General features: G+C 69.3%; 26 protein-coding genes and 1 pseudogene. 16 read left to right on the forward strand and 11 right to left on the reverse strand.

Features of this window, described 5'->3' with window-relative positions; translation table 11 throughout:
* Positions 1 to 17: 17 nt before the first annotated feature.
* Complete coding sequence (locus tag BLV49_RS07380) at positions 18 to 1787, forward strand: ABC transporter permease (RefSeq protein ID WP_091182091.1); 1770 nt, start codon at positions 18 to 20, stop codon at positions 1785 to 1787.
* Positions 1780 to 2220 (forward strand): annotated as a pseudogene (locus tag BLV49_RS17415) (ABC transporter ATP-binding protein); the annotation flags it as partial. The gene BLV49_RS07380 and the pseudogene BLV49_RS17415, both read left to right, overlap by 8 nt.
* A 239-nt stretch (positions 2221 to 2459) precedes the next feature.
* Here BLV49_RS17415 and BLV49_RS17170 read toward each other — a convergent pair.
* Positions 2460 to 2783 carry a hypothetical protein gene (locus BLV49_RS17170; RefSeq protein WP_245723574.1) on the reverse strand — a complete coding sequence of 108 codons (324 nt, stop codon included), beginning with the start codon at positions 2781 to 2783 and terminating at the stop codon, positions 2460 to 2462.
* Between the two features lie 116 nt (positions 2784 to 2899).
* On the opposite strand from BLV49_RS17170, the gene BLV49_RS07390 reads away from it, so the two are divergent.
* Genes BLV49_RS07390 through BLV49_RS07410 form a run of 5 tightly spaced genes read left to right on the forward strand, consistent with a single transcriptional unit; the run spans position 2900 to position 9210 of the window.
* On the forward strand, positions 2900 to 3988 hold the full coding sequence (locus BLV49_RS07390) for an isocitrate/isopropylmalate dehydrogenase family protein (protein WP_091182093.1): 1089 nt from the start codon (positions 2900 to 2902) through the stop codon (positions 3986 to 3988).
* Entirely contained in the window at positions 3988 to 5058 is a 1071-nt protein-coding gene (locus BLV49_RS07395; protein ID WP_091186951.1) for an Ldh family oxidoreductase, read from the forward strand. The genes BLV49_RS07390 and BLV49_RS07395 overlap by 1 nt, the downstream gene beginning before the upstream one ends.
* The gene (locus BLV49_RS07400) at positions 5052 to 5363 is read left to right on the forward strand and encodes a putative quinol monooxygenase (protein WP_091182096.1); all 312 of its coding nucleotides are present in this window, start codon (positions 5052 to 5054) and stop codon (positions 5361 to 5363) included. Before BLV49_RS07395 ends, BLV49_RS07400 begins: the two co-directional genes overlap by 7 nt.
* Positions 5360 to 8041: an aconitate hydratase AcnA gene (acnA, locus tag BLV49_RS07405; RefSeq protein WP_091182098.1), complete on the forward strand. Its 2682-nt coding sequence runs from the start codon at positions 5360 to 5362 to the stop codon at positions 8039 to 8041. The genes BLV49_RS07400 and acnA overlap by 4 nt, the downstream gene beginning before the upstream one ends.
* An 11-nt stretch (positions 8042 to 8052) precedes the next feature.
* Positions 8053 to 9210: an MFS transporter gene (locus BLV49_RS07410; RefSeq protein WP_245723702.1), complete on the forward strand. Its 1158-nt coding sequence runs from the start codon at positions 8053 to 8055 to the stop codon at positions 9208 to 9210.
* 26 nt (positions 9211 to 9236) lie between these two features.
* Here BLV49_RS07410 and BLV49_RS07415 read toward each other — a convergent pair whose 3' ends face one another.
* Complete coding sequence (locus BLV49_RS07415; protein ID WP_091182103.1) at positions 9237 to 10154, reverse strand: GntR family transcriptional regulator; 918 nt, start codon at positions 10152 to 10154, stop codon at positions 9237 to 9239.
* 140 nt (positions 10155 to 10294) lie between these two features.
* On the opposite strand from BLV49_RS07415, the gene BLV49_RS16725 reads away from it, so the two are divergent.
* From BLV49_RS16725 to BLV49_RS17175, 3 genes are read left to right on the forward strand one after another with little or no spacing between them, the layout of a single operon-like run.
* On the forward strand, positions 10295 to 11134 hold the full coding sequence (locus tag BLV49_RS16725; RefSeq protein WP_143033994.1) for an amidohydrolase family protein: 840 nt from the start codon (positions 10295 to 10297) through the stop codon (positions 11132 to 11134).
* On the forward strand, positions 11131 to 12504 hold the full coding sequence (locus BLV49_RS07430; RefSeq protein WP_091182113.1) for an NAD-dependent succinate-semialdehyde dehydrogenase: 1374 nt from the start codon (positions 11131 to 11133) through the stop codon (positions 12502 to 12504). The genes BLV49_RS16725 and BLV49_RS07430 overlap by 4 nt, the downstream gene beginning before the upstream one ends.
* Positions 12501 to 13235 carry a cupin domain-containing protein gene (locus BLV49_RS17175; RefSeq protein ID WP_091186954.1) on the forward strand — a complete coding sequence of 245 codons (735 nt, stop codon included), beginning with the start codon at positions 12501 to 12503 and terminating at the stop codon, positions 13233 to 13235. Before BLV49_RS07430 ends, BLV49_RS17175 begins: the two co-directional genes overlap by 4 nt.
* A gap of 10 nt (positions 13236 to 13245) precedes the next feature.
* On the opposite strand, the gene BLV49_RS07440 is transcribed toward BLV49_RS17175, so the two are convergent.
* Positions 13246 to 13809, reverse strand: a complete 564-nt coding sequence (locus BLV49_RS07440) for a TetR/AcrR family transcriptional regulator (RefSeq protein ID WP_091186958.1) — start codon at positions 13807 to 13809, stop codon at positions 13246 to 13248.
* 38 nt (positions 13810 to 13847) lie between these two features.
* On the opposite strand from BLV49_RS07440, the gene BLV49_RS07445 reads away from it, so the two are divergent.
* From BLV49_RS07445 to BLV49_RS07455, 3 genes are all read left to right on the forward strand, one after another.
* Positions 13848 to 15074, forward strand: coding sequence for an MFS transporter (locus BLV49_RS07445; RefSeq protein WP_091182117.1), 1227 nt, complete (start codon positions 13848 to 13850; stop codon positions 15072 to 15074).
* The gene (locus tag BLV49_RS07450) at positions 15071 to 15700 is read left to right on the forward strand and encodes a nucleoside/nucleotide kinase family protein (RefSeq protein ID WP_218132609.1); all 630 of its coding nucleotides are present in this window, start codon (positions 15071 to 15073) and stop codon (positions 15698 to 15700) included. Before BLV49_RS07445 ends, BLV49_RS07450 begins: the two co-directional genes overlap by 4 nt.
* Positions 15701 to 15784: 84 nt before the next feature.
* A complete protein-coding gene (locus tag BLV49_RS07455) occupies positions 15785 to 16804 on the forward strand; it encodes a VanZ family protein (protein ID WP_091182122.1) in 1020 nt (339 codons plus the stop codon).
* A gap of 37 nt (positions 16805 to 16841) precedes the next feature.
* Here the strand turns inward: BLV49_RS07455 and BLV49_RS07460 are convergent, their stop codons facing one another.
* The 5 genes from BLV49_RS07460 to BLV49_RS07480 form a co-directional block, all read right to left on the reverse strand.
* Positions 16842 to 17642 (reverse strand): SDR family oxidoreductase, encoded by an 801-nt coding sequence (locus tag BLV49_RS07460; RefSeq protein ID WP_091182126.1) that lies wholly within the window; start codon positions 17640 to 17642, stop codon positions 16842 to 16844.
* 36 nt (positions 17643 to 17678) lie between these two features.
* A complete protein-coding gene (locus BLV49_RS07465) occupies positions 17679 to 18176 on the reverse strand; it encodes a MarR family winged helix-turn-helix transcriptional regulator (RefSeq protein ID WP_091182128.1) in 498 nt (165 codons plus the stop codon).
* A 100-nt stretch (positions 18177 to 18276) separates the two neighbouring features.
* Entirely contained in the window at positions 18277 to 18600 is a 324-nt protein-coding gene (locus BLV49_RS07470; protein WP_091182131.1) for a heavy-metal-associated domain-containing protein, read from the reverse strand.
* A gap of 20 nt (positions 18601 to 18620) precedes the next feature.
* Positions 18621 to 18902 carry a metal-sensitive transcriptional regulator gene (locus tag BLV49_RS07475; protein ID WP_091182134.1) on the reverse strand — a complete coding sequence of 94 codons (282 nt, stop codon included), beginning with the start codon at positions 18900 to 18902 and terminating at the stop codon, positions 18621 to 18623.
* A 46-nt stretch (positions 18903 to 18948) separates the two neighbouring features.
* Entirely contained in the window at positions 18949 to 19251 is a 303-nt protein-coding gene (locus BLV49_RS07480) for a hypothetical protein (RefSeq protein ID WP_091182137.1), read from the reverse strand.
* A 126-nt stretch (positions 19252 to 19377) separates the two neighbouring features.
* Here BLV49_RS07480 and BLV49_RS07485 point away from each other — a divergent pair, with 126 nt between their 5' ends.
* Complete coding sequence (locus BLV49_RS07485; RefSeq protein ID WP_091182141.1) at positions 19378 to 21450, forward strand: heavy metal translocating P-type ATPase; 2073 nt, start codon at positions 19378 to 19380, stop codon at positions 21448 to 21450.
* On the opposite strand, the gene BLV49_RS07490 is transcribed toward BLV49_RS07485, so the two are convergent.
* The 3 genes from BLV49_RS07490 to BLV49_RS16870 all read right to left on the reverse strand — a co-directional run bounded on the left by BLV49_RS07490 (position 21437) and on the right by BLV49_RS16870 (position 22951).
* Complete coding sequence (locus tag BLV49_RS07490; protein WP_091182144.1) at positions 21437 to 22366, reverse strand: NADP-dependent oxidoreductase; 930 nt, start codon at positions 22364 to 22366, stop codon at positions 21437 to 21439. The genes BLV49_RS07485 and BLV49_RS07490 overlap by 14 nt on opposite strands.
* Positions 22363 to 22707, reverse strand: coding sequence for a hypothetical protein (locus BLV49_RS07495; protein ID WP_091182147.1), 345 nt, complete (start codon positions 22705 to 22707; stop codon positions 22363 to 22365). Before BLV49_RS07495 ends, BLV49_RS07490 begins: the two co-directional genes overlap by 4 nt.
* 70 nt (positions 22708 to 22777) lie before the next feature.
* A complete protein-coding gene (locus tag BLV49_RS16870) occupies positions 22778 to 22951 on the reverse strand; it encodes a hypothetical protein (protein ID WP_176980763.1) in 174 nt (57 codons plus the stop codon).
* Positions 22952 to 22984: 33 nt separating this feature from the next.
* Here BLV49_RS16870 and BLV49_RS07500 point away from each other — a divergent pair, with 33 nt between their 5' ends.
* Together BLV49_RS07500 and BLV49_RS07505 are read left to right on the forward strand one after the other, a co-directional pair.
* Complete coding sequence (locus tag BLV49_RS07500) at positions 22985 to 24265, forward strand: M18 family aminopeptidase (protein ID WP_091182151.1); 1281 nt, start codon at positions 22985 to 22987, stop codon at positions 24263 to 24265.
* Between the two features lie 174 nt (positions 24266 to 24439).
* The gene (locus BLV49_RS07505; RefSeq protein ID WP_091182155.1) at positions 24440 to 24730 is read left to right on the forward strand and encodes a hypothetical protein; all 291 of its coding nucleotides are present in this window, start codon (positions 24440 to 24442) and stop codon (positions 24728 to 24730) included.
* Positions 24731 to 24733: the final 3 nt, after the last annotated feature.

Consider the following 24733-nt stretch of genomic DNA (forward strand, 5'->3'; position numbering starts at 1 on the left):
TTCGACAAAAGGTAATCATGTCTCTTCTCACAACGTCTCGGCAGAGCGCTGACGCTGTGCAGAAGCCGACGCTGCCGGCGCCGAAGTATCGCAAGATCTTCGGCGTCGGCCGAGCCCGGCTGCTGCAGTACGCCGTCTTCATCGTCATCGGCCTCTTCGTGGTCGCGCCCATCGTGCCGATCCTCTACCAGTCCGTGCAGGACAGGCCGCTGTACCGGGCGGGCGGACTGTTCACAGTCGACAACTACGTCCATCTCTTCACGGATGCGGGCTTCGGCCAGGTCATCCTCAACACGGCGCTCTTCGCCGTCATGACGACGATCCTCGCTCTGCTCATCGCGGTGCCCATGGCCGTGCTCGTCGTGCGGACGAAGCTGCCGTTCGGAACCGTGCTCGCGGGCTCCATGCAGTGGCCGTTCTTCGTCTCCTCGCTGATTCTCGGCTTCGGCTGGATCACGCTCTACGGTCCCGCCGGCTTCATCAGCGTCGCCGTCAAGGGCGTGATCGGCACCGTTCCCTGGAACCTGTACTCGATTCCCGGCATGGCCGTGACGGAGGCCGTGGGGCTCGCGCCCATCGCCTACGTGTTCTGCGCGAACGCGCTTCGCCAGTCCGATCCGTCGCTCGAGTCCGCAGCGCGCGTGTGCGGATCCGGCCCGTTCCGGATTCTCCTGCGCGTCATCGTGCCGATGCTGCGGCCGCCGATCGTGTACGCCGCCATTCTCGTCTTCAGCATGTCGATCGAGACGCTCAGCGTGCCTCTGCTCTACGGCACGCCCGTGCGCATCGAAGTTTTCTCAACCTTCCTCTACACCAACGGCCTGCAGTCCATCTCACCCGACTACGGCGTGCTGGGAGCGGCGTCGACGATCATCCTCGCCGCGACCATCGCGACAGTGATGATCCAGGCGAAGGTACTCAAGAACGCCCAGAGATTCATCTCCGTTCGCGGCAAGGCGGTGCGCCCGAACAAACTCGACCTCGGCTGGCTCAAATGGCCGGTCGCCGTCGCGATCGTGTTCTACGTCGTGTTCGGCGCCGCGCTGCCGATCCTCGGCCTCGTGTTCCGCTCGTTCACGTTCGTGTTCACGCCGTTGCAGAGCCCGTTCAAGACCCTGACGATGGCGAACTACGAGCGCATCTTCACGTACCAGTCCTACATCCAGTCGATAACGAACAGCGTCACGATCGCCGTCGTGGGCGCGGTTCTCGTGAGCTTCCTCGCGCTGCTCGCCGTCATCGTGGCGCGCCGATCGACGTTCCGCTTCGCGCGCGCCGTCGAGTACTTGTCGCTCGCGCCGCAGGCGATCCCCGGAATCATCGTCAGCATCGGGTTCTTCTGGGCGTTCGCACTCATGCCGTGGAACCTCGGCGGACTCGTGCAGGGCACGCTCGCCGCGGTGATCATCGCGTTCGGGCTGCGTGCGCTGCCCACCGCGTTCGGCTCGATCTCGCCCGCGCTCATGCAGATCGCGAGCGAGCTCGACAACGCGGGGCGTGTCTCCGGCGCTGACTGGATCGGCGTATTCACTCGCATCCTGCGGAAGCTGCTGCTTCCCGCGTTCATCGGCTCGATGATCCTCGTCTTCGTCACGATGCTCAAGGAATACTCCGCCGCGCTGTTCCTGTCCTCCGCCGACAGCAACGTCATCGGCACGACGATGCTCGAGCTGTGGGTCCAGGGCAACACCGGATCCGTCGCCGCTCTCGCAACTATCCAGATCGCGATCACCGCCGTCGTCGTCGGAATCGCAAGCCTCTTCATGAAGGGACACCGAGATGCCTGAAGTTCACGTCTCTCACCTCAACAAGCAGTTCGCCGACGTGTCGGTGCTCAAAGACATCGACTTCACCGTCAGGGAGGGAGAGTTCTTCACGCTCCTCGGTCCGAGCGGCTGCGGGAAGTCGACGACGCTGAACTGCATCGCCGGCCTCGAAGACCCCACCCACGGGCGCATCGCGATCGGCGACCGCACACTCGTCGACCGGGAGAAGCGCATCTACGTGCCCACCGAGGAACGCAACCTCGGCATGGTCTTCCAGTCCTACGCGCTCTGGCCGCACATGACGACGGAGAAGAACCTGTCGTTCCCGCTCAACATCCGCCGCGCGGACAAGGCCGACAAGAAGGCACGCATCGCCGATGCGCTCGACAAGGTGGGACTCGGAACGCTCGGCGACCGGTACCCGCACCAGCTCTCGGGCGGTCAGCAGCAGCGCGTCGCGCTTGCCCGCGCCCTCGTCTACTCGCCGTCCGTGCTGCTGCTCGACGAGCCGCTGTCGAACCTCGACGCGAAGCTGCGCGAGCAGGCTCGCGCGTGGCTGAAGCGGCTGCAGGCCGACCTCGGCATCACGACCCTCTACGTCACGCACGACCAGGACGAGGCCCTCTCGCTAAGCGACCGGATCGCCGTCATGTTCGACGGTGTCATGGCGCAGATCGGAACGCCGACGGAGATCTACGAGCACCCGGCCACCGCCGCGGTTGCGGCCTTCGTCGGCAGCTGCAACTTCCTGCTCGGCACCGTGGCGTCCACCGACGGTCGTACGATGCGCGTGCGTCTGGACGCGGTCGACGAGTTCGTCGTGGTTCCCGCCGACGGTTCCGCGAAGGAGGGCGACACGGTGACCCTCGCCGTCAGGCCCGAGCGCATGCGCGTCACCACGGCCGGCTCTCCCGCCGGGGACGAGAACACCATCGACACCGAGATCCTGACGAAGGCGTACGTCGGGTCGCGGTTCGAGTACACGCTGCGGCTGGGCACAACGGCCGTGCGCGCCATCTCACCGACCGGCGACCTCACGCAGGACGTGCGGCTCGCCTTCCCCGCGGAGGCCGTGCACGTATACCCGGCGACGCCCTCCCATCGGAAGCAAAGGAACTCATGGCGGTGCCCGCATGACCACAACGAAGGACACACCCCGCCGGCTCGGCCTGCTGCTCGGAGACGGCATCGGACCCGAGATCGTTCCGGCCGCACGATTGTGCGTGGATGCCGCCATCGCGGCATCCGGAGCGCCCGCCGTCGAGTGGGCGGAGTTCCCCCTCGGCGCGGACGCCATCCGCACGCACGGCACGCCCGTTCCCGACGAAACCCTCGCCGGCCTCGACACCGTGGACGCGTGGCTGCTCGGGCCTCACGACAGCGTGTCGTACCCGGAGCCGCACCGCTCGCGCCTCAACCCGAGCGGGACGCTGCGCAAGCACTTCGACCTCTTCGCGAACATCCGCCCCGCGCGGGTCTTCGCGGGAGCGGCATCCGTCGTCGACGACGCCGACCTCGTGATCGTGCGCGAGAACACGGAGGGGTTCTACGCCGACCGCAACACCTTCGCGGGGACGGGCGAGTTCATGCCGACTCCCGACGTCGCCATCGCGCACGGCATCGTCACGCGGGTCGCGTCCGAGCGGATCGCCCGGGAGGCGTTCGAGCTCGCGATGCGCCGGCGCAAGCACGTCACCATCGTGCACAAGGCGAACGTGCTCATGCTCACGACCGGACTGTTTCGGGACGCGTGCCGCAGCGTCGCGAAGGACTACCCCGAGGTCACCGTCGACGACTTCCACATCGACGCCATGACCGTGCACCTCGTGCGTCGCGCGAAGGACTTCGACGTGATCGTGACGGAGAACATGTTCGGCGACATCCTCTCCGACCTCACGGGAGCGCTCGCCGGATCGCTCGGCATCGCCCCGTCGGTGAACAGCTCGGCGACGCACGCGATGGCGCAGGCGGCGCACGGCTCCGCGCCCGACATCGCCGGTCGCGACATTGCCAACCCGATAGCGATGATCCTCTCAAGCGCCATGGTGCTCGACTGGCTCAGCGGACGCGCGAACGACCCGCGCCTGAACGAGGCCGCGCGCCGCATCGAGGACGGCGTGAACGCCGCCGTGCTCGCGGGGCGCGCCACTCCCGACTTCGGTGGAACCGACGGCACGGCCTCGTTCGCCGACGCGGTCGCCGAACAGATCGCGAGCGCCTGATGCCGGGGGTCGTCGTCGACGGAACCCGGCTGACGGGGTTCGGCGCGCGCGTGCTGGAAGCGCACGGCGTGCCGGCGAACGATGCCCGGCTGGTCAGTGAGAGCCTCGTGGCGGCCGACAGCTGGGGTCACCCCTCGCACGGCATGCTGCGGCTCGAGTGGTACGTCGCGCGCCTTCGCTCGGGCGCGATGTCGGCCGTGACCGAGGTCGCGACGCTCGTCGACTCGGGCGCGATAGCCGTCGTGGACGGGCAAGACGGCATCGGCCAGGTCATCACGAACACGGCGTGCGAAAGCGCGGTCGCGCGCGCGTCCGCGCACGGCATCGGAGCGGTAGCCGTGCGCAACAGCAACCACTTCGGCACCGCCGCCTACTGGACGCGGCGGATGGCGGAGGCCGGCTTCATCGGCATCCTCACGACCAACGGGAGTCCCGCGATGGCGCCGTGGGGCGGGAAGGAGAAGACCGTCGGCGCGAACCCGTGGTCGATCGCGACGCCGGGCGGGGAGAACGGCCCGCTCGTTCTCGACATCGCGAACACGAGCGTCGCCCGCGGGAAGATCTACGCGGCCAAGCAGCGCGGTGAGGACATCCCCGCCGACTGGGCGATCGACGCTCAGGGTCGCCCGACGACGGACGCGCAGGCGGCGATCGAGGGAATCCTCGCCCCCGTCGGCGGTCACAAGGGCTACGGGATCTCGTTCATGATGGATGTGCTCTCGGGCGTGCTCACGGGAAGCCGCTTCTCGACGGGCGTCGTCGGCCCGTACGTGCCCGACGAGCGCAGCGGCTGCGGGCACCTCGTCATCGCCCTCGACGTGTCGGCGTTCATGGGCCTCGACGAGTTCCGCGCGCGGGTGGCCGAGCTGATCGCCCAGACGAAGAGCGTGCCTCGTGCGGCCGGCGTGGCGGAGATCTTCGTGCCGGGCGAGATCGAGGCGCGTGCCGAAGAGCGCAGCAGAACAGTCGGGGTGACGCTTCCGCAGAAGACAGCGGACGATCTCGCGCGTCTCGCGCGAGAGTGCGGAGTGACCGCGCCGTGGGAGAGGGAGGCGCAGACGGCATGCTGACCGTTTTCGTGACGATGGACGTGCACCCCGAGCGCGTCGACGAGTTCCTGGCGGGGCTGCTCGCCAACGCCGAGGCGACGCGATCAGAACCCGGCTGCCTGCGGTTCGAGATCCATCGCTCCGTCGAGTCGCCGGAGCGGTTCATGCTCTACGAGATCTACCGCGACGACGACGCGTTCTATCACGAGCACCGCGGCGCGCCGCACTACCCCGCGTGGCGCGAGGTGGTCGAGCGCTGCGTCGTTCCCGGCAGCAGCTCCAACACGTACGCCCGGCCGGTGAATCCGGAGGTCATGCCCGCATGAGCGAGCCGAGCACGCGGTGGGGACGCGGCAGCTTCGACGTCGCGCGTGAGCTGCGCGTCGGCGACGTGAGCTACCGCATCGCGTCGCTCGACGGCTTCGACGTGGAGCACCTGCCCTACAGCATCCGGATCGTGCTCGAGAACCTGCTGCGAAACGAAGACGGGCACCGAGTCACCCGAGAGCAGGTCGAGGCGCTTCTCGGCTGGGGGAGCGACACGTCGTTCCAGTCGGCGATCGACGTGAGCCCGGCCCGCGCCTTCCTTCATGACACGAACGGCGTGCCCGTTCTCGTGGACCTCGCCTCGATGCGCGACGCCATCGGGAGCATCGGCGGTGATCCCGCGAGCGTGAACCCGCGCGTCCCCTCGGAGCTCGTGATCGACCACTCCGTGATCGCGGACGTGTTCGGAACCGAGGATGCCGCCGAGCGGAACGTCGACATCGAATACGAGCGCAACGCCGAGCGCTACCGGTTCCTGCGGTGGGGTCAGCAGGCGATGGACGGCTTCGAGGTCGTACCGCCCGGCACGGGCATCATGCACCAGGTGAACCTGGAGCACCTCGCTCGCGTCGTCATGGCCGACGGCGGCTGGGCGTACCCCGACATCTGCTTCGGCACTGACTCCCACACGACGATGGTCAACGGCCTCGGCGTTCTCGGCTGGGGGATCGGCGGCATCGAGGCCGAAGCCGTGATGCTCGGGGAGACCCTGAGCATGCTCGTGCCGCGCGTCGTGGGGGTCCGGCTCACGGGCGAGCTGCAGGACGCCGTCACCGCCACGGATCTCGTGCTCACGATCACGGAGCTCATGCGCCGCCACGGCGTCGTGGGAAAGTTCGTCGAGTTCCACGGCGAAGGCGTCGGAGCGATCGGCCTCGCCGACCGTGCCACGATCGCGAACATGGCTCCCGAGTTCGGGGCGACGTGCGCGTACTTCCCCATCGACGACGAAACGATCCGCTACTTGCGATTCACCGGGCGGGACCCGCAGCGCGTCGCCCTCGTCGAGGCGTACGCGAAGGCGCAGGGACTCTGGCACCGCCCCGAGTCGATCGCCCGGTACAGCGAGAGCATCGAGCTCGATCTCGGCAGCATCCGCCCCTCGCTCGCCGGCCCGAGACGCCCCCAGGACCGCCTGGCGCTCGCCGAGGCGAAGCCGCAGTTCCGCCGCGCCCTCGCGGACCTCATGCCCGGTGCCGACATCGATGCTCCCGTGCGCGTGACACTCGACGGGGACGCGCACGACATGCACCCGGGCGCGGTCGCGATCGCCGCGATCACCTCGTGCACGAACACCTCGAACCCCCGCGTCATGGTGGCCTCGGCGCTGCTCGCCCGCAACGCCGTCGAGCGTGGGCTGTCGAGCAAGCCGTGGGTGAAGACGACGCTGTCGCCCGGATCACGAGTCGTCACCGACTACATCTCGCGCGCCGGTCTCATGCCGTACTTCGACAAGCTCGGCTTCACCCTCGCGGGGTACGGCTGCATGACGTGCATCGGAGCGTCGGGGCCGCTGATCCCCGAAGTTCAGGATGCCGTGCGCGAGCAGGGTCTCGGCGTCGCCGCCGTGCTCTCGGGCAACCGGAACTTCGACGGTCGCATCAACCCCGACGTGCGATTCAACTACCTCGCGTCGCCGCCGCTCGTCGTGGCCTACGCGCTCGCGGGCACCATGGACGTCGACTGGGATGCCGAGGCGATCGGGCGCGACCGGGACGGGAACCTCGTTTTCTTGCGGGACCTCTGGCCCTCGGGCGCCGAGATCGACGCCGTTGTCTCCCAGAATCTCAGCGCGGACATGTTCAGCGAAGCGTACGCGCACGTGTTCGAGGGGGATCATCGCTGGCGGGGGCTCGCCACTCCCGATGGCGAAACGTTCGACTGGGATGAGGACAGCGTGTACATCCGGCACGCGCCCTACTTCGACGGAATGAGCCGGGACCCGAAGCCGGCCGCCGACCTCGAGGGCGCGCGAGCGCTCGTTGTGCTCGGCGACTCCGTCACGACCGATCACATCTCGCCCGCCGGCGCGATCCCCGCCGCTTCCGTCGCCGGACGCTACCTCGCGGAGCGCGGAGTCGAGCGCTTCCAACTCAACACGTACGCTTCGCGTCGCGGAAACCACGAGGTCATGATGCGCGGCTGCTTCGCGAACGTGCGCCTGCGCAACAGGCTCGTCGAGGGGACGGAAGGCGGCTACACGCGTGACTTCACGAACGGCGGCGCCGTGACGACGATTTTCGACGCCGCAATGGCGTACCGGAGTGCGGGAACGCCGCTCGTGGTGCTCGGCGGGAAGGAGTACGGGACCGGATCATCGCGCGACTGGGCAGCGAAGGGACCCTCTCTCCTGGGGGTCAAAGCCGTGCTCGCCGAATCGTTCGAACGGATTCACCGCTCCAATCTCATCGGAATGGGCGTTCTGCCCCTCGAATTCCTGCCCGGCGACAGCGCCGCGTCGCTCGGCATCACGGGCACCGAGCACTTCGACATCCGCGGGATCTCCACGCTTGACGAGAACAAGCGACGCGAACGCGTGCGCGTGAGCGCGGACGGCCGCGAGTTCGAGATGATCGTGCGACTCGACACGCCACGCGAGCACCAGTACTTCAGCCACGGCGGCATCATGCGCTTCGTGCTTCGCCATCTCGCCACCGAACGACCGGCTGCCGTATGAGTTCCCGGGTGATGTTCGGAGTGGTGCTCTGCCACTCGGTCATCATCCAGATCATCGTCTTCGCGATCCGGCCCGTCGTCTCGTACGCGGCGCTGGATCTCGGCGTCTCGCCCGGGTTCCTCGGGCTGCTGGCGGCCGCGTACGCCCTGCCCGCTCTCGCGATGGCGGTGCCGGCGGGGCACGCGATCGACCGGTTGGGGGAGCGGAAGGCGCTCATCGCCGGGGCGGTGCTGGTCGTGCTCGCCATGGCCGCCGCATACGCGGGGCTCGGCTCCCTCTGGCTCCTCGTCGTGGCTACCGTGCTGCTCGGCGCCGGCCAAGTGCTCACCGTCATCGGGCAGCAGGCCTTCATCGGGAACACCTCGACCGCACGTGGCTCTGACGCCGCCTTCGGCTACTACGGCTTCGCCGCGGCGGCCGGGCAGACGATCGGTCCTCTGCTTCTCGCGCTCCCGGGAGGATCACGGACCGTTCCCCCGCTTCCCCTCATCATGCTCATCGGCTTCGGGCTCGCCTGCCTCCTACTAGTCGTCTCGGCGTTCGTGCGGAGCAACGATCGAGCCCCTCGAACATCGAGGGTGCCCCTCCTCAAGACGGTGCGCGGAGTGGTCGTGCTGCCGGGTCTCGTGCGCGCACTTCTCGCGAGCAGCCTCGTACTCGCGTCCGTCGACATCTTCGTCGCGTACGCGCCGCTCATCGGCGTGGACCGCGGCGTCACCGCCAGCGCCATCAGCGCGATGCTCGTCGCGCGGTCCATGGCGTCCATGGCATCCCGGCTTGCGCTCGGCCGGCTCACTCACGCCCTCGGCCGACGTCGACTGCTGGTCTGGAGCATCACGCTGTCGGCGGTGTCGCTCGTAGCGCTCTCTCTGCCGCTGCCCGTGCCCGTGCTGATCGGCGTGGCTGCCGCCTACGGCTTCGTCGTCGGTATCTGCCAGCCGGTCACGATGTCATGGATCTCGGTGCTCGCTCCCGCCGGCACACGCGGGCTCACCATGTCGCTGAGACTCGCGACGAACCGACTCGGGCAGACGATCATCCCCGCTGGGCTTGGCACGATCGCGGCCGGCGCCGGAGCGGCCGGCGTGCTCGGTGCAAGTGGAGCGATGCTCGTCATCGCCGCGTGGGCGAGCGCGGGCGTGATCGCTACGCCATCGGACGAGACGTGAGGGCGCGGCCCGTCTGCCGCTCAGGCTCAGCGCGCGCGGTCCACCGACTTCTCTTCGGCGGCAGACGAGATGTGGTCTCGGAGCGCGCCGCTTGCCGCGTCGAGCTTCCCCGCGAGGACGAGATCAGCGATCGCCACGTGCTCCCGGCAGCGGATCACCGCCCGTTCGGGAACGAGCGCCTGCCGGTATTCGATCAGTCGACGCAGCCGGTTCACGCGAGCAAGGCTCTCGATCACGAACTCGTTGCGACTGCAGCGCGCGAGAGTGGCGTGGAATGCCGCGTTCAGCTCGAAATGCTCGGAAGGGGTGACGCGAGTGATGTCCCCGTCTACGAGCTGCTGCTGCTCATCGCGCCGTTTGAGCAGCTCGACGCGATCGAGCTCGAACGTCGGCTCGAGAACCGCCATCGGCTCGACGATGAGGCGGAAGCGGTAGCTGGCCTGGTACGAGCCGATCGAGGTGAGCACGGGCAAGAACTCCCAGCCATGACCCGGCAACGGCGCCGCCCAGCCCTCCATCGAGAGTCGCTGCAGCAGCGCCCCCGCTCGCGATGGGCTGAGGTCGTATCGCCGCGCGAGCGCCGATTGCGAGATCCGCTCAGGGAGCGCACCTTCCAGCCGCTCGCGTGCGACGCGCAAATAGAGGTCCTCGTCCGTCGCCGCCTCATCGACGCTGTGGCCGACGACGTTCGGGCGAGTAGCGGACACCACATATCGACCGGTGTCGGTCCGATCGATGTGCCCGTCCCGCTGCAGTCGCTGCAGAGCTCGCCGGCTCGGCGATCGCGACACTTTGAACCGCTCTGCGACCGCACGCTCGGTCAGGCGGAAGCCGGCCGGCAGGTCCTCGTCAACGATCCAGCGCAGGATCTCGGCGCTGATCTGGTCGGCAAGTGCCGTATCGCTTCCCGACGCGGTCAATTGCGCGGATGTCTCCGAAGCCATGCTCCCAGTCTCACACATTGTGGTCATTTTGGTCGTTGTGTAAATAGAAAAACCATAAATGGGATTTTCTGCTTGAAAAGTACCATAATTGGTTCTAGAGTCGCTGGTGCCCCTGTTCGTGGCGAGATGCGAGGACGCTCATGACTATGATTCTCCCTTCACCCCTTGGCGCGCCCGGCATCATCGACGCCCACGTTCCCCTCGAACAGGTGAGGCGCGACCGTGCGGAACGCGTGGTTCTCGTCCAGTCGCGGCGCGGCGGAACGGAGCAGCTCCGGATCGCGCTCGCCCAACGCGGGCACCAAACGGCCCGCGGCATAGCGCAGCTCGACCACGTGATCGACGAGGAGGAGCTCACGGCCCTTGTCGCCTCCGGAGTTCGCGGCGTACGGCTCGAGGCGCATGCGGGTGACGAGCTCGCAGAATCCTTCCCCCGGCTCGCGAGCCGGGTGCGGGACCACAATCTGTTCATCGACGTCGACGCCGACGCGCGCACGATCGAGCAGTCCTTCGAAGTTCTCGCGGATGCGGATGTGCCCGTGCTTCTCGAGCGCTTCGCCGGTATCCGCGCCCGATCCAACGGAACCGTGGAAGGGCTGCTCACGGCCCTTCGGCTGCTCAGCCTCGGACACGTCTGGATCACGCTGTCCCTGCCGTGTCGGTTCGGCTCGCCGAGAGACATCGCAACCCTACTCCCGCACATCACGAGCGAACTCGTCGAATTCGGCGGGCAGCGACTGCTGTGGGGATCCGGTGCGGTGCACGCCGCGTGCCACGGAGTCGGACCACGAACCCGAGCGAACGGAACGAGGCGGCGCTGCGATGCCGCAGACTCCCGCCGGGCGATCGTGAACTGGATCGACGACGCGGAAGCCGCCCGCAGAGTCCTCGTCGACAATCCCGAGCGATTGTTCGGTTTCGCCCCCGAACCGCTCGCCGTGCCGGCGGGCACCCGCCATCGAGAAGGAGCACACCGGTGATCGTGTCCGTGAATCCGTCGACGACGCATACCCTCGCGACGTTCGAGCCCGACGACGCCGCGCACGTCGACCGGGCGCTCGAGGCCGCCGTCTCGGCGCAACGCGCCTGGCGCACCCGCCCGATCGGGGAGCGGGCAGAGCTCCTCCGCCGCACCGCCGCGGGTCTGCGTGACAAGTGTGAGCAATACGCGCAGCTGATCACACTCGAGATGGGCAAGCCGATCGTCGAGTCGCGCGCAGAGATCGAGAAATGCGCGAAGACGCTCGATTTCTACGCGGAGAACGCGACAGGATTCCTCGAGTCTCAGCCAGTGCCGTCAAACGCGAGCGAGAGCTCCGTCGTGTTCGAGCCGCTCGGTCTCGTTCTCGCGATCATGCCGTGGAACTACCCGTTCTGGCAGTACTTTCGTTTCGCGGCGCCGGCCCTTGCCGCCGGGAACGCGCCCGTGCTCAAGCACGCGAACAACGTTCCCCAGTGCGCTCGAGCGGTCGAGGAGGTGCTGCGCGAAGCCGGAGCGCCTGACGGACTGTGTCCCACGCTGCTCGTCGAATCCGATCGCGTGTCGGGCCTCATCACCGACGACCGCATCGCCGCCGTGACCCTCACCGGCTCGACCGAGGTCGGGCGGATCGTCGCGGGTCGGGCCGGCCGGGCCCTCAAGAAGCAAGTGCTCGAGCTGGGCGGTTCCGACCCCTTCATCGTGCTCGCGGATGCCGACATCGACGAAGCCGCGCGGACGGCGGTCAAGGCCCGATTCACGAATGGCGGGCAGAGCTGCGTCAACGCGAAGAGATTCATCGTCGAGGATGCTGTCGCCGACCGTTTCGTCGACGCCTTCGTCGAGAATGTCAGCAGGCTCCGCGTTGGGGATCCCCGCGACGAGCACACCGACATCGGGCCCATGGCACGGGAGAACCTGCGCGACGAGCTCCACGCGCAAGTGCAGCGAACGCTCGAGAATGGCCGCTCCGTACTCAAGGCAGGGGGAGCGCCCGTCGACGGTCCGGGCTACTTCTATCAGCCGACCGTGATCGACCACGTCGAGCCCGGCGACGTCGCATTCACGGAGGAGACCTTCGGCCCCGTCGCCGCCATCGTGCGGGCACGGGACCCCGAACACGCCATCGACCTGGCGAACGACACCGAGTTCGGCCTGGGAGCGGCGCTGTGGACGCGTGACCTCGACCGCGCGCGCTCGCTGGCATCCCGCATCGAGGCGGGCGCCGTCTTCATCAACGGCATGGTCGCCTCCGACCCTCGCCTGCCCTTCGGCGGCATCAAGGCGTCGGGCTACGGTCGAGAACTTGGCGAATTCGGCCTGCGCGAGTTCGTCAACGTCAAGACGGTGTGGATCGGACCGGCCGCATGACGCGCATCACATCGCAGTCGCACCACGTCTTCCGGCCTGACGAACTGCCCCAGAAGAGCAGGGGAGGAGGGGCGCGCACGATTCCGCTTGTCACCGCCGCCCGTGGGGCGACAACGTACCTCAACGGCATGACGATCTTCGAGCCGGGTGCGCAGATCGCGCACCACTCGCACAACGTCGCCGAGTCGGTCATGGTGATTGCAGGCGACGCCATCGTCGACATCGACGGCGAGCGGACGCGGCTCGCGACCTTCGACACGACGTTCGTTCCCGCGAACATCCCGCACCACTTCGAGAACGCCTCCGATGAGGCGGAGATGCGCATCTTCTGGACGTACGGCTCTCTCGACTCGACGCGAACGATCGTCGGCACGGGCGAGTCAGGCCGCATCGACGCGGAATCGGCGCCGGGCGCCGCCGCTCCCGTGCGCGTGGTCAGCGAGATCGCGACCCTCGAGGCGCGTCCGGGCCACGAGGAGAAGCTCGAGCAGGCCGTGCGCGAGGCCGTGCCGCTCTTCCAGCGAGCCCACGGCGCTCGTACCATGCGACTCGAGCGATCCGAGGAACACCCGACGCGCTACCGACTCGTCATCGCCTGGGAATCGGTCGAGGACCACACGGTGCGCTTCCGGGAGTCGGAGGACTTTCGCCGCTGGCGCGAGCTCATCGGTCCCCACATCGCGCGTACTCCCGACGTCGAGCACGTGCGCAACGTGCTGACCGGGTTCTGAGCGCTCGTCCTCAGCGGGTGATCCGCTCGACGGCCTGTACCGCGACCGACCGGTCGTGCGGCGCCGTATCGAGGGCGCGATGCATAGAGAGCCCTTCGATGAGCGCGTCGAGCAGCCGTGCCGTCTCCGGATCGAAGTGGCGCTCGAGTGCGCGGCGACTGCGCCTCATCCAGTCGTCGGTGAGCGTCCGGAACGACGGGTCCCGCGCCGCTATCGTGTAGAGCTCTTGCGTGAGCACGACGTCTCGCCGGGTCGCGAAGACGTCATCGGTGATGATGGCGACCACGGCCGACTTCGCCTCTTCGGGCGTCGACGCCGCTGCCATTCGCGCCTCGAACTGCGCGGCTACCGAGACCGCGAATCGCGAGAACGCCTCACGCAGCAGCTCGCTCATTCCCGTGAAGTGGTAGGTCATGGAGCCGAGCGGCACTCCGGCGGCAGCGGCGACGCGCCGGTGCGAGGTGCCGGCGACTCCGCGCTCGGCGATGACGTCGAGGCACGCGTCGATGATGCGCTCCCTCCGGTCGGGGTCGAGTCGTCGCCCGGATGAGAGGGAGCGGTCGGAAGTGCTCACGGTCCGATCGTAGCCCAAGCAAGTGTACGATCGTACACATGCTTTCGAGTTCCCGAGCGCGTGCGGCGCGCGTCGACCGGCGTGCCCGCGCCGCCGTCGCCGCCCTGTTCCTCGCGAACGGGGCGCTGTTCGCGAACCTTCTGCCGCGGTATCCCGAGATCAAAGCGGCCCTCGGCCTGGAGAACGCCGTGTACGGACTCGCCGTCGCGGCGTTCCCGCTCGGCGCGATCGTCGCCGGTCTCGCGGCCGCCGCGCTCATGCGCCGCTTCGGCTCGGCACGGCTCGCAGTGGCCGGCACGGTCCTCACCGCCGTCGGCGTGTTCGTCGCGAGCGTCGCCCCCTCGCTTCTCGTCTTCGCCGCCGCCCTGTTCTGCGCGGGCGCCATGGATTCGATCACCGACGTCGCGCAGAACGCGCACGGACTGCGCGTGCAGCGCCGCTACGGCCGCTCCATCATCAACTCGTTCCACGCCGTGTGGTCGATCGGTGCTGTTCTCGGCGGCTCCATGGCCGCCGGCGCCATCGCTCTCCATGTTCCTCTCGGCGTCCACCTCGGCATCTCCGGACTCCTGTTCTCGGTCGTCTCTCTCGTGGCCCTGCGCTTCTGCCTGCCCGGCCGAGACGTCGACATCACCCCGGATTCCGCCTCAGCAGGTGCCGCCGACGCGGCCGCACCCTCGGCGCGCACCTCTGCCGTCGGCCCCCGCACCGTGTTCATCCTCGTCGCCCTCGTCGTCATCGCGATCGGCGGCACGCTCGTCGAAGACGCCGGCAACTCGTGGGCGACCCTGTACCTCTCCGGGCTCGGCGCCCCGGCGGCGCTCGCCGCAACCGGCTACATCGCGCTCGTTGGCGCGCAGTTCATCGGCCGTCTCGCCGGCGACGGACTCGTCGACCGGTTCGGCCAGCGCGCCGTCGCCCGCACGGGCGGCGTGATCGCGGCGGTCGGCATGGGACTCGCTCTCGCGTTCCCGACCGTCCCCGGCACGATCGCGGGATTCGCCGCCGCCGGCTTCGGCGTGGCCACGCTCGTGCCCGCGGCGATGCACGAAGCCGACGAACTGCCTGGCCTGCGGCACGGCACCGGTCTGACGATCGTCTCCTGGCTCATGCGCCTCGGCTTCCTGCTGTCGCCGCCCTTCGTCGGCCTCATCGCCGACGCGACGAGCCTGCGCGTCGGACTGCTCGTCGTGCCCGTCGCCGGGGTCCTCGTGATCCTGCTCGCGGGCGTTCTGCAGAAGCGATCTGCCAGACTCGAGGCGTGACCGAGACGATCGCCGAACTCGCGGCCGCCGTGCGCGGCATCTGCCCGTCGGGCTCACGCGTGCTGCTCGGAATCGCGGGCGCTCCAGGCGCGGGGAAGACGACGCTCGCCGAGGCGCTCGTCGCCGAGCTCGGTGCGCGAGCCGCGAGCGTGCCGATGGACGGCTTCCACCTCGCCGACGTCTCCCTCGAGCGGTTGGGGCTCCTCGGCCGCAAGGGGGCGCCCGAGACGTTCGACGCGCACGGCTACGCGCGGCTGCTGCGCACGCTGCGCGAACGGCCCGCGCACACGGTGTTCGCTCCCGGCTTCGAGCGCGATCTCGAGCAGCCGCTCGCCGCGGCGATCGGCGTCGACCCGGACGTCGAGGTCATCATCACCGAGGGAAACTATCTGCTCCTCGACGCGTGGGCGGAGGCGCGCGCCGAGCTCGACGCCGTGTGGTTCGTGCAGCAGGATGCCGCCGTGCGACGCTCCCGGCTCATCGCGCGGCACGAGCAGTTCGGCAAATCGCCCGCTGCGGCGCGAGCCTGGGTCGAGGCCGTGGACGAGCCGAACGCTCGACTCGTCGAGGCAACGGCAACGCGTGCCGATCGCGTGATCCGACTCGACGACGAGCGGCCCGGGTAGCTGAGGGCTTTCGCTACCATCCAGGGCCTGCAGACCGTCGTCACTCCCGCCCTTCTCGCGGTCTTCGCCGGGAGCGCGCTCGCGGTGCTCGCCTTCGTGCCGTTCGTGGCCCTCAGCTACCGCCGCCGCGGCGGGATGAGCTTGGGTCGCAGCCTGCTCTGGTTCGCGGCTCTCGTGTACGCGATGGCGCTGTGGACGTACACGCTCGTGCCGTTCCCTCAGAGCCGCGACGTGCAGTGCGCGCCCACGCAGCTCGTCCCCCTCCAGTTCGTGGCCGACGTGCTGCGCGAAGGGGTGTCCTCGCTCGGCGCGATCATCCACAACGCGGCGCTGCTGCAGGTCGCGTTCAACGTGCTGCTGTTCCTGCCCCTCGGCTGGTTCGCGCGCTGGCTGGCAGGGCGCGGACTCGTCGTCGCGACACTGTGCGGGTTCGCGGTCTCGCTCGCGATCGAGCTCACGCAGGTCACGGGGCTGTGGGGTCTCTACTCGTGCGCGTGGCGCATCTTCGACGTCGACGATCTTCTCGCCAACACGGCCGGCGCGTTCCTCGGCTCTCTGCTCGGGATGCTGCTCTGGCGCCGCCGCCGCGATCGCGTCGATGCCGCCGAGCCGCGCCCCATCACGGTCACGCGCCGCTTCCTCGGCATCCTGTGCGATCTCGCCATCATGTGGCTCTCGGTGTTCGCGGTGGGCGCCGCACGCGTCGTCATCGCTCTCGTCGACGGTCGCCCTCAGCTCGCCCTGCCCGACAGCGTCTTCTCGGCGATCGCCTTCGCGATCCCGTTCATCGCGCAACTCGTCGTCGTGCTCGCGAGCGGCGCGACGATCGGCGAGCACATCGTGCTGCTGAGCGCTCAGACCGGGCGCGTGCCCGCCCCGCTGGTGCGACTGCTCCGCTTCGGGCTCGGGATCGGCGGCTACATGCTCCTGAGCACGTTCGAGTTCCCGTTCAGCGGCCTGCTGCTCGCCGCTCTTGTCGTCACCACGATCGTCATGGTGTTCACGACGAAGAACCACCGCGGCTTCGCGGCGGCGGCATCCGACCTGTCGATCATCGATGCGCGGCGGGCGCCGACGAGCGAAGAACGGCGCCGCGCCGGCTGAAGGGGGTGGGCCGGGCGCGACGCCGTCGAAGAGGCGATCAGGCTGCGCCGACGTGCGACCAGATGTCGTCGCCTCGCAGCGACGCGTCGGCGCCGCCGTCGATGTAGATCGTCTGACCCGTCACGTGCGTGTTCTCTTCACTCGTGAGCCACGCGAGCAGACGGGCGATGACGATCGACTCCGAGTGGCCGTTGAGCGGCATGGGAACGTTCGCGTCGACCATCGCCCGGCCCTCGGGCGTCGCGAGGAGCTCCCGCGTCATGGGACTGAGCACGGTGCCGGGTGCGACCGCGTTGAGCGGGATGCCGGCGCCCGCCCAGTCGGCGGTGATGGCCTCGCGGCGCACCCAGCGGGAGAGCGCGCGCTTGCTCGACGGATAGTTGAGGTACCCGGTCTGCGGCCCCGCGTCGGCGAGAGCCTGCCCGATCTGCAGCGCACGTTTCTCGTCGCCGGCGAGTGCAGCCTCGACGAGCTCTGCCGAGTTCGGCTGCAGCGACGCCATGGAGCTCACGACGGCGGCGCGCGGCGACGGCGACGCGGCGAGCGTGGGGCGAAGCCCGTCGAGCAGGGCGACGACGCCGAAATAGTTGACGGCGACGGTGAGCGGCTTCGGAGCCGAGATGCCGGCCGCCGCGATGACGGCGTCGATGCGGCCGTCGGCGAGTTCGATCACCTGCGCGACGGCGCTTTCGCGGCCGTCGGGCGTGGACAGGTCGGCCATGACATCGGCGTCGCGAAGGTCAACGCCGATGACGCGGAAGCCGCGATCGCGCAGCAGATCGGCCGTTGCCGCTCCGATGCCCGATGCCGAGCCGGTGACCACAAAGGTGCGTGTCATTGTTTTCTTCTCTCTCCTGAAGGGGGTTTGGTGCCGTCAGCTCTCGCGAGCGGCATCCGGGTGGGCGTTCGAACGCCGTGCATAGGCGCTGCTCGAGGCGTCGAACTTCGACAGGAGCCGCGCGAACTCGTTCCGGTCGGCGGCGGACCAGCCGACGAGCAGGGCCTCGATGAGCGTGTCGCCGGCGCGCGTGAGCGATCGGGCGACGTCCGCTCCACGATCCGTGAGGTGAACGAGGCTTGCTCGCGCATCGTCCGGGTCGGTGCGGCGCTCGACGAACGCGGCGCTCTCCAAGCGCGCGATGATCTTCGACATGTTCGACGCGCCCGTGACGAGCGCGTGCGCGAGGGCGGAGGGGCGCTGCGGACCGCCGCGCGCGATGAGGGTTATCGTCACGATCGACGGAGTATCGAGTTCGACTCCGGAGCTGCGGGCGACGGCCGCGATGAAGTCCGACGTGGTCCACGTGCCGATCACGTGCGTCAGCGACGCGACGATGTCGGACCGGTACTGCAAGCCGTCCGCCTCCGTCATCGGCCACCTCCAAATACTGTCGTGAAGACAGTATATCTCGGTGTCGGAGCTTCCGCGTCCACCTCGCAGCGGGTCTCCGCGGTCAGGAGTAGCCCAGGCCTTACGCCATGGCGTAGCCGGCGTCTTCGACCGCTGCCCGCACGGCCGCGGTCTCAAGCGGCTCGTCGCTCACGATCGTCACTGTCGAGGTCTCGCCCGGCGCGAGCTCCACGCTGACTCCCGTGACGCCGCCGAGCGCGGACAGCTCCTCGGTCACGGCCTTCTCGCAGTGACCGCACGTCATGCCCGCGACGCCGATCGTCGTCGTCACCGCCCCGACCGAGACCTCCGGCGATGCGGAGCCGTGCCCGCACATGCACGCGCCTCCGCCGCAGCATCCGCCGCCGGCGTTCTTGTCCGTCAGTCCGAGGTCGATGAAACTCATGGTGCTCCTTCTGGGTGTGGTCAGCGGACGAGGCGGGCGATCGCGGCGGAGGCTTCCTTGAGCTTCTCGTCCGCGACGGGGCCGCCCTCGCGGGTCGCCTGCGCGACGCAGTGGTTCAAGTGGTCGTCGAGAAGCTGCAGGGCGACAGTCTCGAGCGCCTTTGTCGCCGCCGACACCTGGGTGAGAATATCGATGCAGTACGTGTCGTTCTCGACCATCTTCTGGATGCCGCGAACCTGGCCCTCTGCGCGACGCAGTCGCTTGAGCAGGGCGTCCTTGTCATCGACGTAGCCGTGTTGCATATCTGCCTCCCGATCGAGGCAAGTATACCCCCTCCCCGTATCGCGTTCAGTGGTGCGGTCGCTCCGAGGAGTTCGCGCCAGGGTCGCCTCCTCCCGCCGGATCGTCGTCGACCGCGTGCCGGTCGGGGCGCCGCCACGACTCGGCGCCGGGGTCGCCGCCCGGGATCGGGTCCTCGCGCCGATCGTGCTCGTCCGGCCGCGTCGAGGAGCCGGCGCCCGGGTCGCCTCCTCCCGCGGGATCGTCGTCGATGGCGTGCGGGTCGGGCCGCGTCCACGAGGCGGCGCCGGGATCTCCGTGGTGAACGGGGGATTCGCGGGGCTCCTCGGGAGCAACGTCTTTGTCGTCCATGGTGTCCTCCTGGCTCTTGTCTACGCGGGTTCACGAGCGGAAGCAAGGCCTTGGGGAATGGTTCACCGCGCCTTGCGCTTATACCCTCCGGGGGTATGGTGGAGATGACAGCGAGAGGAGAGGCGCATGGCGAACACGGCATCCCGCACACACGAGGAGCACGAGCAGAGCGGCAAGCACGCGGCCGGCCACGCCCAGCACGGCGGTGAACACGGCGGGCACGATCACTCCGCGCACGTCGCGCGGTTCCGTCGGCTGTTCTGGATCATGCTCGTGCTGGCGCTGCCTACGGCCTTCTTCAGCGGCATGTTCGCCGACATCATCGGCTACACGCGGCCCGACTTTCCCGGTGTCGACTGGATCTCTCCCGTTCTCGGCACCGTCATCTTCGCGTGGGGCGGTGCCCCGTTCCTGAGCGGCGCCGTGTCAGAGCTGCGCTCGAAGCAGCCCGGCATGATGCTGCTCATCGGCATGGCGATCGCCGTCGGCTTCGCAGCCTCCCTCGGATCGAGCCTCGGCGTCTTCGATCACGAACTCGACTTCTGGTGGGAGCTCGCGCTCCTCATCGTCATCATGCTGCTCGGGCACTGGATCGAGATGCGCTCTCTGGCGCAGACGTCCTCGGCGCTCGACTCCCTTGCCGCGCTGCTTCCCGACACGGCCGAGCGCCTCGTCGACGGTGACGTCGAGCAGGTCACCCCCGAGGACCTCCGTCTGGGCGACATCGTCATCGTCCGCCCCGGCGGACGCGTGCCCGCCGACGGCGAGATCAGCGACGGCACGGCCGCCGTCGACGAGTCGATGATCACGGGCGAGTCCACGCCTGTGACGCGCGAGATCGGCGACCGCGTGGTCGCGGGAACGATCGCGACCGACAGCGCGCTTCGCGTGCGCGTCACGGCGATCGGCGAGGACACGGCGCTCGCCGGCATCCGCTCTCTCGTCAGCGACGCGCAGAGCTCGAGCTCCCGTGCTCAGCGGCTCGCCGACAAGGCCGCGGCGCTGCTGTTCTGGTTCGCTCTCGGCGCCGCCGTGATCACGGCGATCGTGTGGGTGCTCGTCGGCCGGCCCGACGACGCGGTGATCCGCACCGTGACGGTGCTCGTCATCGCCTGCCCGCACGCCCTCGGCCTCGCGATTCCCCTCGTCGTCTCGATCGCGACCGAGCGGGCCGCGCGCGGCGGGGTTCTCGTCCGCGACCGGCTCGCGCTCGAGTCGATGCGACGCGTCGACACTGTCGTCTTCGACAAGACGGGAACCCTCACGCGCGGAGAGCCGGCCGTGCAGGACGTCATCGCGGCGGACGCTGGGATCGACGCCGATGAAGTGCTCGCGCTCGCCGCGGCGGCCGAGCGCGACAGCGAACACCCGCTCGCGCGGGCGATCGTCCGCGCGGCGGTCGAGCGCGAGGTCCGCGTCCCCGAGGCGAGCGACTTCCGGTCCGCCCCCGCGCTCGGCGTCACGGCGCGCGTCGACGGCGCCGAGGTGCGGGTCGGCGGGCCGGCGCTTCTCGCCGACGAGAACGGCTCCGCGCTCGAGGCGACGACGGCGTGGGGCGACGAGGGCGCGATCGTGCTGCACGTGCTGCGAGCCGGCCGGGTCATCGGGGCCGTGCGGCTCGCCGACGAAGTTCGCCCCGAATCTCGCGCGGCGATCGACGAACTGCACCGTCGCGGCATCCGCGTCGCCATGATGACGGGCGACGCCCGGCCGGTCGCGGACGCCGTCGCGCGTGAACTCGGGGTCGACGAGGTGTTCGCCGGCGTGAAGCCCGAGGGAAAGTCGGAGCGGGTCGCCGCCCTGCAGAAGCAGGGCCGTCGTGTCGCAATGGTCGGCGACGGCGTCAACGACGCGCCCGCGCTCGCGCACGCCGACGTCGGCATCGCGATCGGCGCGGGAACCGACGTCGCGATCGGCTCCGCCGGCGTCATCCTCGCGAGCGACGACCCGCGATCGGTCGTCTCCGTCATCGAGCTCTCGCGAGCGAGCTACCGGAAGATGCGGCAGAACCTGTGGTGGGCGGCGGGCTACAACCTCGTGTCTGTCCCGCTCGCCGCTGGCGTGCTCGCGCCCGTCGGCTTCGTGCTCCCGGTCGCCGTCGGCGCGCTGCTCATGTCGGCGTCGACCGTCGTCGTCGCTCTCAACGCGCAGCTGCTGCGCCGCATCGAGCTCTCGCCCGAGGCCGCTACTCGGTCGTGAGCACGAGCTTTCCGCGCACGTGACCGGCGGCGAGGCGCTCATACGCCTCGCGCACGCGCTCGAGCGGGTAGCTCTCGGCGACCGGGTACACGACGCGGCCCGCGGCGATGAGCAGCGCGAGCTCGCGCAGGTCATCGGTGTCCGCTTCGACGCGCCCGAAGGTGCTGAAGCCGTGCTCGAGCCCGAACGGCTTGTCGGCGATCGTGTTCACGTGATCGGCGGGGATGCCGAGCTCGATCGCCGCCTCGAGCGTCTCGCGGCCGGCCTGGTCGAACACGATGTCGACGCCTTCGGGGGCCGCCGCGCGGATGCGCTCAACCATCCCCTCGCCGTACCGCACGGGAAGGATGCCGAGATCGCTCAGGAAGCCATGGTTCGCGTCGCTCGCGGTCCCCACCACGACCGCACCGCGCAGCCGGCACAACTGCGCGGTGAGCAGGCCCACACCACCCGACGCCGCACTCACGAGCACCGTGTCGCGCTCCGTCACGCCCAAACGGCGCACCATCGCCGTGGCGGTGCGGCCCGCGATGTCGAGGCACGCCGCCTGCTCGATCGAGAGCCCGTCGGGAATGGGCAGAACCTCGGATGCCGCCGCGACGAGGTAGTCGGCCTGCGCGAACATGCGCTTCCCGCCGAACACGAGGTCGCCAACGGCGAGGTCCGTCACGTCCTCGCCGACCTGGTCGACGCGGCCCGCGAAGTCGTTGCCGTTGCCGGCCGGCAGCTCGCCGAACTGCGCCGTGCGCTCCGGGCTCGCCGCGATCTTGTAGTCGACGGGATTGAGCCCCGCCGCGAGAACGCGCACGCGGATCTGCCCGGCCGCGGCATCCGGAACCTGCTGGTCGACGAGCTCGAACACCTCAGGGCCGCCGTTGCGCGAGAACTGAACGCGCTTCGGGGCGGCTGCGCTCACCGGGCGTCCCCGTCAGACTGCTCCGCCTCGCTCGGCTCCCGATCGTCGGTCTCGGCGATCGGCGGGTAGCTCGCGTCGTCGGGACGGCTGTCTGTCGCGTCGGTGCCGAGCACGACCTCCTGCTCGGTGTGCTCGTTGAGATCCGGGTTGTCGGCGAGGGGCTCCGCCTCGCCGTCTTCGTTCACGGCGAAGTCGGGAACGTACTCGTCCTCCGTCTCCTGCTCGGTCTCGACGTCGGGCTGCACGCCGCCCTCGACGGGCTCGCCCGCGAGCGCATCATTAGTGACCGTCTGCTTCTCGGTCAGTCGCGGGTCCTGCTCATACGGGTTCGTGTCGGTCATCGTCGCCTCCTGATTCGATGTCTGCGGCCACGTTAGGCGCTGCGCGGGTGAAGCGGAAGGGGCTTGCGCGTCAGCGCTGCGAGCCGCGCCGGCGAAGGCCGAGGCCGATGTAGACGCCGAGCAGGACGACGCCGGCGATCTCGAGAACGAGGGCCGGAATCGCCCACGCCACGTTCACGGCGACAACCAGGACGCCGACGATGAGCAGCACGGCGCCGATGATCGGCAGAAGATAGGGGCGCATGGTGCAAGCGTAGTCGCGTGGTTTGATGGAGACATGGATGCTGTGGCCGACTACATCGCCGATTTCGCCCGTTTCATCACCGCGTCGCCGTCGTCATACCACGCCGCCGCCGAAGTGGCGCGGCGCCTCGACGAGGCCGGATTCACGCGCCTCGACGAGACGGCGGAGTGGGATGCCGCTGCCGGCGGCAGCTACATCGTGCGCGACGGCGCCGTCATCGCGTGGCTGCAGCCCGAGAGCGCCGGACCGACGACGCCGTTCCGCGTTCTCGGCGCGCACACCGACTCGCCCGGCTTCAAGCTCAAGCCCTCACCGTCGACGGGATCGAACGGCTGGCTGCAGGCCGGAGTGGAGGTGTACGGCGGCCCGCTGCTGAACTCGTGGCTCGACCGCGAGCTCGAGCTCGCCGGGCGCCTCGCCACGCGCGACGGCGCCCTGCACCTCGTGCGCACGGGACCGTTCCTGCGCATCCCGCAGCTCGCGATCCACCTCGACCGCGGCGTCAACAACGGACTCACGCTCGACAAGCAGCAGCACGTGCAGCCGGTGTGGGGCGTCGGCGACGCCTCGCAGGCGGACCTGCTCGCGCACATCGCCGGATTCGCCGGGGTCGACGCGGCGGACGTCGCCGGTTTCGACCTCGTCACGGCCGACACCCACGCGCCCGAGCGCTTCGGCCTCGACGGGGCCCTGTTCGCCGCGGGTCGCATGGACAACCTCTCGTCCGTGTACGCCGGGCTCGTCGCGCTGCTTCAGGCGGCGGCATCCGACACCGACGCCGACCACGTGAGCGTTCTCGCCGCCTTCGACCACGAGGAGCTCGGCTCCGGCTCCCGGTCGGGCGCCTCCGGTCCGATCCTCGACGACGTCCTCACGCGCATCGGGGAGACGCGGGGCGCGACGCGGTCGCAGCAGAAGCAGGCGTACGCGGCATCCTGGTGCCTCTCGGCCGACGCCGGGCACGCCGTGCACCCCAACTACGCCGAGAAGCACGACCCCGCGAACCGTCCCGTCGCGGGCGGCGGACTGCTCGTGAAGTACAACGCGAACCAGCGATATGCGACGGATGCCGCCGGCGCCGCGCTCGTCGCTGGCCTCGCCTCCGCGGCCGGCGTGCCGTACCAGGACTTCGTCTCGAACAACACGGTGCCGTGCGGTTCCACGATCGGGCCGCTCACGGCCACGCGGCTCGGCATCCGCACCGTCGACGTCGGCGTTCCGCTGCTGTCGATGCACTCTGCGCGCGAGCTCGTGCACGTCGATGACGCGGCAGGGCTCGGCGCGCTCGCGACGGCGTTCTTCGCCGGGGCGTGACGGCGTCGCCCGCCCATTTTCTGCATTTCGTGCCGACACGCCGCCGAGCCGGCGCCAAGGCGCGGCGTGTCGCGAGAATTGCAGAAAATACCGTGGCGGCCGCCGCAGCGGCAGAGCTGCGCCACGCAGAGAAGGGCAGAGCGGCAATGCAGATGCGACTCGAGGGCTGACGGAGTGCCCTCCTACCGAATCACGCTCTCACCCGGGGCCCTGCGCCAGGGCGCCTCGCCCGAGCGGGTGATTCCGACGATGACGGATGCCGCGGCCGAGCTCGTCACGGTCGAGGCGAGCGACGTGCAGCTCGTGCGCGGGACCCCGCGCATCGTCGTGCGGTTCACGGCCGACGACGACGAGCTCGCCGAGCAGGTCGCGGCGCACGCGGCATCCGTCGCCGCCACCGTCGTCGAGGTCGGCGGCTGGTTCGTCACTCGCCGTGACCGCGGCCGCTGGAAGCGCATCGCGTGAGCG

Origin of the sequence: Paramicrobacterium humi (genome assembly GCF_900105715.1) — a bacterium.
Lineage (GTDB): Bacteria > Actinomycetota > Actinomycetes > Actinomycetales > Microbacteriaceae > Paramicrobacterium > Paramicrobacterium humi.

Coding starts and splice junctions, on each gene's coding strand:
- BLV49_RS07380 (WP_091182091.1), top strand. CDS start 18: ATGTCTCTTCTCACAACGTCTCGGCAGAGCGCTGACGCTGTGCAGAAG.
- BLV49_RS17170 (WP_245723574.1), bottom strand. CDS start 2,783: ATGGCGCGCACGGCCGTTGTGCCCAGCCGCAGCGTGTACTCGAACCGC.
- BLV49_RS07390 (WP_091182093.1), top strand. CDS start 2,900: ATGACCACAACGAAGGACACACCCCGCCGGCTCGGCCTGCTGCTCGGA.
- BLV49_RS07395 (WP_091186951.1), top strand. CDS start 3,988: ATGCCGGGGGTCGTCGTCGACGGAACCCGGCTGACGGGGTTCGGCGCG.
- BLV49_RS07400 (WP_091182096.1), top strand. CDS start 5,052: ATGCTGACCGTTTTCGTGACGATGGACGTGCACCCCGAGCGCGTCGAC.
- acnA (WP_091182098.1), top strand. CDS start 5,360: ATGAGCGAGCCGAGCACGCGGTGGGGACGCGGCAGCTTCGACGTCGCG.
- BLV49_RS07410 (WP_245723702.1), top strand. CDS start 8,053: ATGTTCGGAGTGGTGCTCTGCCACTCGGTCATCATCCAGATCATCGTC.
- BLV49_RS07415 (WP_091182103.1), bottom strand. CDS start 10,154: ATGGCTTCGGAGACATCCGCGCAATTGACCGCGTCGGGAAGCGATACG.
- BLV49_RS16725 (WP_143033994.1), top strand. CDS start 10,295: ATGACTATGATTCTCCCTTCACCCCTTGGCGCGCCCGGCATCATCGAC.
- BLV49_RS17175 (WP_091186954.1), top strand. CDS start 12,501: ATGACGCGCATCACATCGCAGTCGCACCACGTCTTCCGGCCTGACGAA.
- BLV49_RS07445 (WP_091182117.1), top strand. CDS start 13,848: ATGCTTTCGAGTTCCCGAGCGCGTGCGGCGCGCGTCGACCGGCGTGCC.
- BLV49_RS07460 (WP_091182126.1), bottom strand. CDS start 17,642: ATGACACGCACCTTTGTGGTCACCGGCTCGGCATCGGGCATCGGAGCG.
- BLV49_RS07465 (WP_091182128.1), bottom strand. CDS start 18,176: ATGACGGAGGCGGACGGCTTGCAGTACCGGTCCGACATCGTCGCGTCG.
- BLV49_RS07470 (WP_091182131.1), bottom strand. CDS start 18,600: ATGAGTTTCATCGACCTCGGACTGACGGACAAGAACGCCGGCGGCGGA.
- BLV49_RS07475 (WP_091182134.1), bottom strand. CDS start 18,902: ATGCAACACGGCTACGTCGATGACAAGGACGCCCTGCTCAAGCGACTG.
- BLV49_RS07480 (WP_091182137.1), bottom strand. CDS start 19,251: ATGGACGACAAAGACGTTGCTCCCGAGGAGCCCCGCGAATCCCCCGTT.
- BLV49_RS07485 (WP_091182141.1), top strand. CDS start 19,378: ATGGCGAACACGGCATCCCGCACACACGAGGAGCACGAGCAGAGCGGC.
- BLV49_RS07495 (WP_091182147.1), bottom strand. CDS start 22,707: ATGACCGACACGAACCCGTATGAGCAGGACCCGCGACTGACCGAGAAG.
- BLV49_RS16870 (WP_176980763.1), bottom strand. CDS start 22,951: ATGCGCCCCTATCTTCTGCCGATCATCGGCGCCGTGCTGCTCATCGTC.
- BLV49_RS07500 (WP_091182151.1), top strand. CDS start 22,985: ATGGATGCTGTGGCCGACTACATCGCCGATTTCGCCCGTTTCATCACC.